Raw genomic sequence first — 11,074 nt, forward strand, 5'->3', positions numbered from 1 at the left:
GGATCGACGATGCTGGAAATCAACAATCTGTGCGTGCAGTACGGCGATGCCGCCGCCGTGCGCGACCTGAGCCTGACGCTGGGCGACAACGAAATCGTCACGCTCGTCGGCCCCACCGGCTGCGGCAAGACCAGCGTGCTGCGTACCGTGGCCGGGCTCATCCAGCCATCGGCCGGCGAGATACGCATCGGCAAACTGCGTATCGACAGCAAGCGCAACGTGCCACCGGAAAAACGCCGGGTGGGCCTCGTGTTTCAGGATTTCGCCCTGTTCCCGCACCTGAGCGTCGCGGACAACGTCGCCTTTCGGCTCAAGGACCGTGCACCGGCCGAGCGCTGGATCGAACAGCTGGGCCTTGCCGCGCATCGCCATGCGATGCCGGATACGCTCTCCGGCGGCCAGAAGCAGCGCGTGGCACTGGCGCGCGCGCTCGCCCATGCGCCGGCGCTGTTGCTGCTGGACGAGCCGCTGGCCAGCCTCGATGCCGCGCTCAAGGCCCAACTGCGCTGGGAGATTCGCCAGGCGCTCAAGGCCGCGGGCGTACCCGCGATCTGGGTCACCCACGACCAGACCGAGGCGCTGTCGGTAGGCGATCGCATGGGCATCATGTGCGATGGCCGGCTGGAACAGATCGGCGAACCGGATGCCTGCTTTCGCCAGCCGGCAAGCCGCTTTGTCGCCCGGTTTCTGGGCGATGCCGCATTTCTGCCCGGCGAACTCGGCCACACCCACGTCCATACCGCCCTGGGCGACGCGCCCATCGGCGACGGTGTGCCGGCCAACCCGGCGCGCGTCGACGTGCTCGTGCGCCCCGACGACCTGTCGCTGACGCCATCCACGAACGGCAACAGCCGGATCGAATGGAGTCGCTACGAGGGCGAAACCCGCCTCTACGGCGTGCGCCTGGATACGGGCGGCGAGCTGCGCGTACGCACCAACCACGAGCACCATCTCGCCGACGGCGCCGCGGTCGACACGCGCATCTGTGCCGGACACCCGCTGGCCCTGTTCGCGCCGGAGCCGGCGGCAAGGCCGGCAGGCGAACCCATCGCCTGAACGGGCCGGACGACCAGCATGGCCCGCCCGCGACGGCCATGCCGCGCCGGACTCAGACGTCCGCCCAGCGCCGCAACAGGTTGTGATAGGTGCCGGTCAGGCTGACCAGCGACGGATGATCGGGCACCGCGAGCGTAAGTTCCTGGATCGCGCGATCCATATCCCACAGGATGCGCCGCTAGCCGTCGTCGCGGATCATGCTCTGGATCCAGAAGAACGCGCCCATGCGGCGCCCGCGGGTGACTTCGGTGACGTGGTGCAGGCTGCTGGCCGGATAGAGCACGAGATGCCCTGCCGGCAGTTCGACGTTCTAGGTGCCGAAGTTGTCCTCGATGACCAGCTCGCCGCCGTCGTATTCCTCCGGCCCGGCAAAGAACAGCGTGGCCGACAGGTCGGTACGAATACGCGCGCCGCTCTGGCGATGCTGGCGGATCGAGTTGTCGATATGCGCGCCGAATCGGTGCCCCACCCCGTAGCGGTTGAACAGCGGCGGAAACACATGCTGTGGCAACGCCGCCGCCATAAACGTGGGATGCGACGACAACGCCTGCATGATCGCACCGCCCACCCCGCGCGGCGTCGCTTTCGGCGCGCAGCCGTGCGTTGATCTTGCGCCGGCCGGCGGGTGGCCGGACGCTTGCCGTTCCCACGCCGCAGTATCGAACAGCGCGGGGTGGGGCGCGATCTGCGAATCGGCGCGCCTCATGCCCCTATTCCGTTCGAACGGTGCGCACCGGCATCGAACCCCGGGATGACAGCCGACGCAATCGCATCCGGCATTCGAGTGGCAGGCGCGGCGCAAACCCTTGCCGCTCAAGGCTCATGCCCGCGTGTTTGCGATACAGGTTTTTTCTATGGGCGACAACGGCATACGCTATCGCCCTGCCTTAACGCCGGAAATGGCGCCGTGACCGAAACCCGCGACGATCGCGAGTTCGTGGCCGCGGCTAGGCCTCGGCAGACTCGCCCCGCGCGACGGGCAGCGGCAGCCGCGTGAGTCGCCAACTCAACACGGCACCGACCAGAATGATCGCCGAGCTCAGGCCGAAGGTCAGCCGGAAGCCATCGGTCCAGCCGATCAGCCACCCCGCCGCCGTCGGCCCGATCAGCTGGCCGGCCGCAAAGAACACGGTGACATAGCTCACCGCCAGCGGCGCTTCATGGGCGGTCACTCGCTCGGTGGACGCCGCCAGCGCGGAGGTGAACATGCCGGTTACGGATACGCCGAGAATCACGAAATGCGCGGCGAACCCGGCAAGCGTTGGCGACAGCACCGGGATCACGGTACTGACGAACGCCATGCCCATGGCCAGCGCGAGACTCTGGCCGCGCCCGAGCCGGTCCGACACGCTGCCCCATATCGGCCCGCAGACGATGCCGAGAAAACCCATGAACGAGGCGAGAAAACCGGCGATTGTCGGATCCACGCCCGCATCGAGCGCGAAGCTGAACATGAAGATGGCCTGCACGATATACGTCATGCCGACGATGCCGTAGACCAGCCCCACGGTTACCACATACGGATTGCGAAACACGGCACGACGCATGGCCTTGCGCCGCGCCGCCGCGCTATCGCCAGCGGGTTCGTCCACTGCCGGGCGCGGCGGGTTGTGCAGAAAGCACAGCGCGCCCAGGAAGGCGACCACGCCCACGACACCAAACAGCACCCAGACCCAGCGCCAGCCTTCGTCTCCGTACGCCTCGCTTAGAAACGGCACCACCCAGCCGGCGCTCATCATGCCCGTGCCCACGCCGCTGTTGAGCAGGCCGATGACCAGCCCGCGCCGCTGGGGGAACCAGGTCGCGATCAGCGAGATCAACGGCGTGTAGGCGAACGCGGTGCCGAAGCCCAGCAACGTCATCAGCACCAGCAGCTGCCAGTACACCGTCGCGATACTCAGCCCGGCAAAACCCACGATGACGCATATCAACCCCAGCAGGATCGATACCCGCCCACCGCGGCGCGAAGCCAGTGCGCCGGCGACCATCACCAGCGACAGATAACCCAGCGCGGTCGCGGTCCCGAGATTGCCCGCCTGCTCGTAGCTCAGCCCGAGCGATTCGCGCATCGGCGGCAGAATGAGCCCGAACGACAATCGCGCGAGCGCGACCGTGACCAGCGTGACCAGTACGCCGCTGGCAATCGTGAGCACGGACGAGTGTTTCGGCAGCGCCACTAGAAGCACCCCAGCGGATAAAAGCGACGAAGCATGGGCGACACGCGGACGATCTCGAGAGCTCTCATTATTTGCCTTGTATATGCAACTATCGGCACCTTACCGTCATTCGCCCGCCACCGGGGCATTTTCGACGATCGCACGCCGCCAATGGCGCGTTCATGCGGTGCCCACCTGCGTTTTAAGGCACGCTAGCGCACAGGACACAGCCAAGCGAGGTCGCGCCATGACCCAGCCTCTCGACGATATTACCGATACCGAACTCGAAACCCTGCTGGCCGACGCCAAAACGCCGGTGCTCGTCGAGTTCCATGTTCCGAATTGCGCCTACTGCGCACGCCTCGAGCCGCTGCTGGCCGACGCCGCCCGCACCTACGCCGACCGGGTGACCATCGTGCGCATGGACGCCTCGACCAACCAGACCCGTCCCCAGTACGGCCTGAGCGGCACGCCCACCCTCGTGCTTTATGCCGGCGGCGAAGAAAAGGTCACCAAGACGGGTGCGATGCGCGAACAGCAGCTGCGATCTTTCCTCAACGCCTATGTCTAGAGCGCGGGAGTCCGCGCCGGCCAGAGCAGTTGCGCCGGGTCACGCGCAAACCGGATACTCGAAGCCGCCGTTTCAACTGCATTCCATCGAGGTATTCATGCTCAGAATCGCCACCGTCGCCGCGCTCGTTACCGGCAGTCTCGCACTCAGCGCCTGCGGCGGCTCGGATCATCCCAAGCATCCGCACAAAGGCCCGCACGGCGCGGTGGTCATGCCGGCGGCCTCGCCCTCGATACATTTCAAGGTGAACGACGCCAACGGCAACACCATGGATCTGATGATCGAATGCGGCGCCGACACCTCGCTCAAGCAGTGCGCCGAGGTAAACCAGAACATCATCGACAAGGTGACCAAGATCCGCCGCGAGCAGGCCGGCAAGAAATAGCCGCGGCCGCCAGTGCGCTTGCGTTCACGCAATGGCAGTAAAAAGGGCCGGCGCCCCGAGCGGACGCCGGCCCTTGTCTGTCGGCGCAATGCCTAGTTGCGCAGCGCCTTCTTGTCGACCTTGCCCACCGGCGTGAGCGGAATCTCGTCGATCACGTGGATCTGCTTGGGCACCTTGTACGGCGCCAGATGCTCGCGACAGAAGGCCAGAATCCGCTCTTTCACCTGATCCTGCGGCTGCGATTGCGCATCCGCGGACAGCTGCACATAGAGATTGACCTGATCGTTGCCGGCCCGCTCGGGATCCGGCTTGCCGATCACCGCCGACAGCTCGATCTCGTCCATGGCCTTGAGCGCGTTCTCCACCTCGACCGAGAACACCTTGTAGCCACCGACGATGAGCATGTCCTTGCTGCGGTCGCAGATGGTGAAATACCCGTCGGCATCACGCTTGGCGATATCGCCGGTATAGAAGAAACGTTTGCCGTCGAACTCGCGCAGCGCCTTCGCGGTTTCCTCGGGCAGGCCGAGATAGCCGCCGAACACCTGCGGCCCGCTGGCGACCAGTTCGCCCGGTTCGTCCACGGGCATCTCCTGGTCGCCCGTCTCCGCGTCGACAATCCGGATATCGGTACCCGCAAGCGCCACGCCCACGGTGCCCGGTTTGGCCTTGCCCAGCGGGTTCATGGTCAGCAACGGGCTGGTTTCCGTCAGGCCGTAGACCTCGCAGAACTTGCCCCGGCCGATCACGGCCTCGATCTTGGGAATCAGCTCGGCCGGCATCGGGCCCGCGCCGGAGACCGCGATCTTGAGACTGGAATAATCCACCTTGGCGAACTCGGGCTCGCCGAGCAGCATCTGGTAGAGCGTCGGCACATTGCCGAAGAACGTCGGTGGATGCGCCTGCATCGCCTTGCAGAACGATTTCAGATCACGCGGGTCCGGCACCACGATCAGCTTGGCGCGATTGCGCAGCCCCATCAGGCACACGCCCAGCCCGGCAACATGGAAATACGGGAAGACAGACGCGAACGTCTCCTCGCCCATGGCGTAGTCCACCATCGTTTCGCTCTGCGCCGCGTTGGACTGCGTGTTGCGCAGCGTCAGCTCTGCGCCCTTGGGCTTGCCGGTGGTGCCGCCGGTGTACTGGATGAGCACCACGTCGTCCATCGCCACCTCGCTGGCCACACGGCTGTCGTCCGCGCCGTTGATCGCCGACCAGAACGCGACGAGGTTGAGCTGCTGCGTGGCCGGCAGCTTGAACTTGGGCACTTTCTTGAGCAGATGCGCGAGCGTCTTTTTCCAGCCGGGCAGGAAATCGATCGGCGAACAGACGATCGCCGCCTTTAGGTTCGGGAGCTTGCCGTCGTTGGGGCCGAGCGCGGTTTCATACAGGCGATCCAGCGTCACCAGAAAACGAATGCCCGCGTCCTCGACCTGATACTTCAACTCCGGCGCGGTCAGCAGCGGCGACACACCCGAAGCGGCACACCCCAGTTTGGAAGCTGCAACCAGCGCGATCACGTATTGCGGCGTGTTCGGCAGGTGGCAACCGACCACATCCCCGCGGCCGGCGCCCAGTTCCTTGAGAAGATTCGCGAAGCGATTCGCCCAGCGATCCAGTTCCCCGTAGCTGATCGATACACCGAGATATTCCAGGCACGGCGCGTTGGGCGCGGTCTGCGCATGGGCTTCGATGGTCTGCGCCAGCGACTGGGCGTCGACCTCGGGCATGGGGGCTACAGCGGGGCGCGCGCTCGTCGACGCGCTGGATGCAAACTCATCCGGGTTGGTCGCCATGACTCCTCCTCCAGAGTGTGGGCTTGTTGTCGTTATCTGCAGGCGGGTTATTTGTATGTATAAGTCACATTTATCGTAACTATGCGAAACCGCCCTTCCTTTCGAGTTTTGGCTGTCCGGCGGTCCACGTCAAGCGCCGTTGTGCACGAGCCATGAATACGGCGCGCCGCTGGGCTCGGCTGGCTGATCAATACGTTGGATGGTCTCGCCGAAGCGGTACCACGCCGTAGCCGAACGAGCAGAAACCCGGCAGGTTTTCGATATCAGAATGGCCACCGCAGCTCAGGCGTCGGCGCGTTAGTCCTCGTCGAACGGCGGCAGCTCGGGATAACGCGGCAGGCCATCGGCAAACTCGGCCCAGCCGAGATGCCGGGAATGCCAGTAATGCAGTTGCGGAACGATCGCTTCCGGTTCGTCCAGGCTACCCAGCGCAATATCGATCAGTCCGGGGAGGAAGCTGGCGGTAAAACTGATCTGTGTGCCGCATGCGCCGCAGAAGCCGCGCCTAGCCTCTTCGGACGACGCGAACTCGCGCAGCAGCGCGCCGGTAAACACCACCTGGCTTTGCTGAAACATGGCCCAGCCGACCGCAGGCGCGGCGTGCGCCCGGCGGCACATGCTGCAGTGGCAAATCGCCGCCACCATCGGCGCACCGCGGGTGCGGTAACGAACAGCACCGCACTGGCAGCCGCCCTCGAAAACATCACCCGTCATCGCCACCTCCCATCCCGCTGGAAGACCGACACAGGGGCCGCGCACATCGGCGGTTGAAAACCGGCCCGCGCGTTGCGCGCCGACAATCCGTGCGTGCGACGGCGGCTCGGGCCACGCCAGCGGTCGTCGACCGCCGGCGTGCCGAGCATCAGCGCATGCCGCTACATGACGCCGAGGAAGGAAAGCACCGCCACGATCACGACAACGAGACCGATCAGATAGATGATATTGCGCATTGTGGGCTCCAATATGCGTACTGCGATCACGGCGTCTGTGATCGCATTCGATCGTATCACCAGCCGCACGAGGAACGACGAATTTTCAGCCGCACCACATCGCACACCGGCATATGAACCCGATCACGCGCCAGATACCGCGCCTCACATTGACGCGCGGGCGCCGGAGCACCAGCGCGATCACCGCTCTCGTCGATTTTTCGGCACCGCATCGGCCCCACCCGGTTATCGTGCTTGAAACCGGGCGACGGCAAGCACCGACAGCAACGCCCTCGATTCTCCGACAATACGATCTTTCACACGCCCATGACCGAAACCGCCGCCGACACCAACGCCCGCCTCGCAAAATTCAGCCGGCAATACGGCTTCAGTGAAGACGCGGTACGACATCTGTTTGAAGCCGTCACCCAGGGTGGTGGCGACATGGCGATGTTCGACCATCCCGAATTCCACGGCCCCGGCCAGTGGATGCGCGGCGGCCTGATGATGACGACCACGCCCGGCGACCGCGTGCTCAACAACGCCATCGAATCCCTGTGCAACCGGTTGTCCGCACTATTGCGCGCACAACACGCGCCCGGCCAATCCGGTTACAGACGCATCAGCCCGGAAGCCCGCGCCTGGGATACGAGCGTCAGCCCGCGCCAACGCTGGTGGCCCCATGAATGGGGCGACCCCGTCGCCACCGGCCACACCGACGACCTGGCCTATGCCTTCTTCGACGACGCCGCGCGTATGGCGATCCGCAGCGGCGATCAGGTGGACCTGTACAAGACCGCAGACCATTGCATCACCGGCATCGCACAGGCGCAGCAAGGCACGAGCGCAACTCTCGTCTTCACAACACCGTTCGGCGAACTGCCGCTGGACGAGCTGGCACGATGCGACGACGACAGGAACAATCCCGCCGGCAACGCAACGGCCACCGAACACAGATCAGGCGAGCCCGCCGCAGCCGAGCAAGCCACGCCCCAAAGCAGCATGGAAATTCTCGAAGCCATCGAAAAGCTCGGCGCCCTTCACCGCGAAGGCGTTCTAACGGATGACGAATTCAACGCGAAGAAGCAGGCGCTGCTAAACCGCCTTTAGCTCGACGGAGGGCAACCTGTCGCCAGGCATTCGCACAAGAATCGATACGGCCCGGCACGCCCTGACCCGAACCAATAAAAAAGCCCGAAGCGTTGGCCACCCCAGCCGTCACTTCGGGCGCTTTTTTACCGGCGTCGTTGGCAGCGTTACCGCGAATCGCCGAGCGCGTACCGCAACGCGCCGCGCGTCGTCTTAAACAAGTCTTGTCTTAAAGAATGCCCGCAAACGAAAGAACCGCAATCACAACGACCACGAGACCGACAAGATAGATAACCTGATTCATGACAACTCCCTGATGCACTTGATGTAGTCCCACGGAATACTATCACCGGCAAAGCTGGTTCACGATGATTGATAAGTCCGCAGACTGGGTTCTTACGCCGTAGCTCGAGAATGGCGACGAGTGTTCGGTTTAACGGTGAAATGTACGATCAGTCACAACGGCGCTGGTCGCGATGCACAATACAAGACCTGATCCCAATTTCGCAGTTGCCGCTGGAGCGGCCGAAGACTGCGGAGGGAACCCAAAGCGCGCCAGCGCTTTGGGCGGTCAACTGCAGCGATCTGTTGGGTGGCTATGAACTACTTGGCGCGGCGAACGGCATCCAAGGCAAGGTAGGTAAGAAAACCGCCGCCAGCCACAAGCACTAAACCCATTACAATTTCCATAGCTACAACTCCGAAATCTCTTTGATTTTGACCTCGATTTGACGATGAAGAGCCGAGCATCCGATGGCAATAGAAAGCAAGGCAATGAATCCGCCAAGCAACAGGAACCACGAGGCAGAATGAATGCTCGTCAGCAACCAACCAATGAGACTAATGCCGGTCACAATCATGATCCCCAGCCACAGTTTGAGATAGGCGAGTTCTTCTTTCAGACCATCTAATTTCGACATTGCTTATCTTTCAACACGCTTAGCTTCAGAATAGCACTCTTGGGGGAATTGACGCCCAACGCCCAAGCTCAGTTGCCGCCGGAGCGGGCGAAGCCCGCGGAGGGAACCCGAAGCGCGCCAGCGCTTTGGGCGGTCACCTGCAGCGACCTGTTGGGCATAATTACAATAATATGCGACCGCACTGTCGACACAATGGATCCTCGCCTTCTGGGTACAACTCCAAACTTATCAAATTATCAGTTAGACAATGATCGCACGGCAGCCAGCGATCCTGAACGAAGTCCTCAAATGGGACATTCCTATGTATTATACGAACTGCGCATGGATCAATTACGCCGTATAGATGCGTCGGCCTAGTTGCGGGCGGCACTATAACTGTTCCAACCTGGGCAACGATGCCTAGGTTGGCCCAAGCCGTAATTTTATTTCTGGCCCCATTGCCAGAAATTTTAAGAATGTCGTTAGCAACAAAGTTCGTAGTGAAAAGCTCCTGTCCAATTCTCTGGAGATCTTTTAGTACATTTTCGCCATGGCTCTCAATAAAAACTTTTTCACTATGAATAACAGTAGCTTGATCAATTGCCGAAATCGTAATCCTGTTGGAATCAAGATTACGCTCTGCCTGAATGGCGAAAATAGTCTCGCAAAGACGAATCAGATTGCGAGGGGATCCGTTGGCCAGCAGGCATAAATGATCGTCAATGCCGCAGGGCTCAGCCATCAATTGATCAAAATTTTCGACTCGGTTGTCGCTGTATGACTTAAGTCTTCTCGAGAGCACCTCTTTTAGCCCGTTTCGAGTCCATTTCAGCTCGTATTGCGCGACTCGGTCAGGCCTCGCATCTGCCCTGTAGTAAGGCTCAATCTGATCCCACAAGAAGAACTTGAACGCATAACCCCTTAGTCCTAAAAGTTCGAGATCCCTTATAAGCGGCTTTATCAACTGATATGTCGCGTCTGGATTGTTTCCGGTCTTCTCTGTCTCGTCTGGCCTATCTATCAGTACGTAAATAGATTCAAACCCTATTTTCCGAACCAGCGACAACAACGTCTCAAGTTGATGCTTGTACGTTTCGCCGAGGCGCTTTTCCTCTTGCTTGGCGTCTGGGAGATCTATTTTTTCAAGGTCATAAGTCCGCAGCAGAAAATTTATTACTGACTCCATGAAGCCAACATGATTACGCCAGAAATCTTTAAATTTGTCGGGCAGACTCTTTAACTCAGCCAATAGCTCCTGAATACCATCACCTGTCAGCCCACCTAAATAACCGTTGATAAAAATCGAAAGTTGTTTTTTCTCGTCTTTAGATATTAATTCCGCTACATTTCTTTGCTCGCTTAGATACGACAAGAAAGAAACCAAAACCCTTGTGATGATATTCCTCAGATGGTACTGAAGAGTAATTTCCGAAATTTTTTGACCGGAACTAAACTCGAACCTGTCGTAAGTGACTGCTAAGAAGTTACTACGGACCGATTCTGCCTCCACCATGCGACGTTGAGCAGTCTTTCCTGAACCACGAGGAGCTAAAACAACTGAGGAACTTGGGGCACTAGAATCGCCAATCACCGCGTCGAAATATGGAGGCGGAACAAAATAGGATTCAAGAGCATCTTCTTCATCCGCGTTCGTTTTAAGGAATGGATGATTTTTGAAACCTAGCTGTGCATATAACGCCACAGTTCCTCCTTATATTTTTTGTGCGTTTAGCGCGCCCAACGCCGAAGCTCAGTTGCCGCCGGAGCAGCCGAAGGCTGCGCAGGGAACCCGAAGCGCGGCAGCGCTTTGGGCGGTCAAATGCAGCGTTTTGTTAGCGATTGTCCAGTTTATCCAGCATATAGCCGGCGACGACCCCGGCAAGCTCAATTGCCGCTTCGGCTTCGACTACTCCCAAGCTAGCTACCCAAGGCCTACCGTGACCACTTCCTTCCTTGTTCCTGAGTCGGTTCACGCCAACCGCGGACTGATACATTCCACGTTCCATAACGCGATGAGGCGATTCAGTCGATGAAGGAGGATCTTCTGGGGTAGCCATCTCAAGGATTAAGCAACATTCTTTCTGTAAAAACGCGATCCTGACGTTGGCGTAATCGTTCTATTCGCTGTCGTCCTCGCTCATATTCAGATAGCGTCGCCCCGTCTGCCAGTCCTGCGAGATCTCCATGGCC

Annotated in this window: 11 protein-coding genes; 4 read left to right on the top strand and 7 right to left on the bottom strand. The window is 60.7% G+C overall.

The features are described from left to right. Window positions 1-9 precede the first annotated feature (9 nt). Entirely contained in the window at window positions 10-1,056 is a 1,047-nt protein-coding gene (locus J7355_RS17270; RefSeq protein ID WP_209064944.1) for an ABC transporter ATP-binding protein, read from the top strand. 52 nt (window positions 1,057-1,108) lie between these two features. Here J7355_RS17270 and J7355_RS17960 read toward each other — a convergent pair whose 3' ends face one another. The 3 genes from J7355_RS17960 to J7355_RS17285 form a co-directional block, all read right to left on the bottom strand. After that, window positions 1,109-1,228: a hypothetical protein gene (locus J7355_RS17960; protein WP_348523052.1), complete on the bottom strand. Its 120-nt coding sequence runs from the start codon at window positions 1,226-1,228 to the stop codon at window positions 1,109-1,111. Between the two features lie 138 nt (window positions 1,229-1,366). Further along, window positions 1,367-1,762, bottom strand: a complete 396-nt coding sequence (locus J7355_RS17280) for a hypothetical protein (RefSeq protein ID WP_209064948.1) — start codon at window positions 1,760-1,762, stop codon at window positions 1,367-1,369. A 241-nt stretch (window positions 1,763-2,003) separates the two neighbouring features. Further along, a complete protein-coding gene (locus J7355_RS17285; protein ID WP_209064950.1) occupies window positions 2,004-3,233 on the bottom strand; it encodes an MFS transporter in 1,230 nt (409 codons plus the stop codon). 226 nt (window positions 3,234-3,459) lie between these two features. On the opposite strand from J7355_RS17285, the gene J7355_RS17290 reads away from it, so the two are divergent. Both J7355_RS17290 and J7355_RS17295 read left to right on the top strand, forming a co-directional pair. Then, on the top strand, window positions 3,460-3,783 hold the full coding sequence (locus J7355_RS17290) for a thioredoxin domain-containing protein (protein WP_209064952.1): 324 nt from the start codon (window positions 3,460-3,462) through the stop codon (window positions 3,781-3,783). A 97-nt stretch (window positions 3,784-3,880) separates the two neighbouring features. Further along, window positions 3,881-4,168, top strand: coding sequence for a hypothetical protein (locus J7355_RS17295; RefSeq protein WP_209064954.1), 288 nt, complete (start codon window positions 3,881-3,883; stop codon window positions 4,166-4,168). A 92-nt stretch (window positions 4,169-4,260) separates the two neighbouring features. Here the strand turns inward: J7355_RS17295 and J7355_RS17300 are convergent, their stop codons facing one another. After that, on the bottom strand, window positions 4,261-5,967 hold the full coding sequence (locus J7355_RS17300; protein ID WP_209064956.1) for an AMP-binding protein: 1,707 nt from the start codon (window positions 5,965-5,967) through the stop codon (window positions 4,261-4,263). A 297-nt stretch (window positions 5,968-6,264) separates the two neighbouring features. Further along, window positions 6,265-6,681: a GFA family protein gene (locus tag J7355_RS17305; RefSeq protein WP_247740072.1), complete on the bottom strand. Its 417-nt coding sequence runs from the start codon at window positions 6,679-6,681 to the stop codon at window positions 6,265-6,267. A gap of 542 nt (window positions 6,682-7,223) precedes the next feature. On the opposite strand from J7355_RS17305, the gene J7355_RS17310 reads away from it, so the two are divergent. Then, window positions 7,224-8,006: an SHOCT domain-containing protein gene (locus J7355_RS17310; protein ID WP_209064960.1), complete on the top strand. Its 783-nt coding sequence runs from the start codon at window positions 7,224-7,226 to the stop codon at window positions 8,004-8,006. A gap of 671 nt (window positions 8,007-8,677) precedes the next feature. Here the strand turns inward: J7355_RS17310 and J7355_RS17315 are convergent. Together J7355_RS17315 and J7355_RS17320 are read right to left on the bottom strand one after the other, a co-directional pair. After that, on the bottom strand, window positions 8,678-8,905 hold the full coding sequence (locus tag J7355_RS17315) for a hypothetical protein (RefSeq protein WP_209064962.1): 228 nt from the start codon (window positions 8,903-8,905) through the stop codon (window positions 8,678-8,680). Between the two features lie 160 nt (window positions 8,906-9,065). Further along, a complete protein-coding gene (locus J7355_RS17320) occupies window positions 9,066-10,586 on the bottom strand; it encodes a hypothetical protein (protein ID WP_209064964.1) in 1,521 nt (506 codons plus the stop codon). Window positions 10,587-11,074: the final 488 nt, after the last annotated feature.

The sequence above is a fragment of the Endozoicomonas sp. G2_2 genome, assembly GCF_017744135.1.
Lineage (GTDB): Bacteria > Pseudomonadota > Gammaproteobacteria > Nevskiales > Salinisphaeraceae > Salinisphaera.

What these genes read in the sequence shown, in the direction of transcription:
- J7355_RS17290 (WP_209064952.1), top strand. Translation starts at nt 3,460, where the DNA reads ATGACCCAGCCTCTCGACGATATTACCGATACCGAACTCGAAACCCTG.
- J7355_RS17270 (WP_209064944.1), top strand. Translation starts at nt 10, where the DNA reads ATGCTGGAAATCAACAATCTGTGCGTGCAGTACGGCGATGCCGCCGCC.
- J7355_RS17280 (WP_209064948.1), bottom strand. Translation starts at nt 1,762, where the DNA reads ATGAGGCGCGCCGATTCGCAGATCGCGCCCCACCCCGCGCTGTTCGAT.
- J7355_RS17295 (WP_209064954.1), top strand. Translation starts at nt 3,881, where the DNA reads ATGCTCAGAATCGCCACCGTCGCCGCGCTCGTTACCGGCAGTCTCGCA.
- J7355_RS17310 (WP_209064960.1), top strand. Translation starts at nt 7,224, where the DNA reads ATGACCGAAACCGCCGCCGACACCAACGCCCGCCTCGCAAAATTCAGC.
- J7355_RS17305 (WP_247740072.1), bottom strand. Translation starts at nt 6,681, where the DNA reads ATGACGGGTGATGTTTTCGAGGGCGGCTGCCAGTGCGGTGCTGTTCGT.
- J7355_RS17315 (WP_209064962.1), bottom strand. Translation starts at nt 8,905, where the DNA reads ATGTCGAAATTAGATGGTCTGAAAGAAGAACTCGCCTATCTCAAACTG.
- J7355_RS17300 (WP_209064956.1), bottom strand. Translation starts at nt 5,967, where the DNA reads ATGGCGACCAACCCGGATGAGTTTGCATCCAGCGCGTCGACGAGCGCG.